We start from the raw sequence: 280 nt of genomic DNA on the forward strand, positions 1-280 counted from the left end.
GCTGCCCGCAGCACAGCCCCGGCCAAAGAGGCCGCAAGATAACCTCGGGCCATGCTGGCCCGAAGCAATAAAGGAGGTGTACCAAAATGGCCTATGTGCCAGTACCAAAAGACCTTTCCAAAATCAAGACAAAGCTGGCCTTCAACCTAACGAAGCGCCAGCTTGTTTGTTTTTCCAGCGCAGCGGCGGTGGGCCTCCCGGCCTACCTGTTTTCCCGTGGCAGTATCGGGAACAGTGCCGCCATGTTCCTGATGATCGGCCTCATGCTCCCGTTCTTCTT

The 280-nt window shown here is 56.8% G+C and carries 1 protein-coding gene; it reads left to right on the forward strand.

Features of this window, described 5'->3' with window-relative positions:
- Positions 1–86: 86 nt before the first annotated feature.
- The coding region (locus tag DXB70_RS14015; protein WP_147354057.1) for a PrgI family protein at positions 87–280 on the forward strand (194 nt) is incomplete at its 3' end.

The organism is Clostridium sp. OM05-5BH (genome assembly GCF_003481505.1).
Classification (GTDB): domain Bacteria; phylum Bacillota; class Clostridia; order Lachnospirales; family Lachnospiraceae; genus Otoolea; species Otoolea fessa.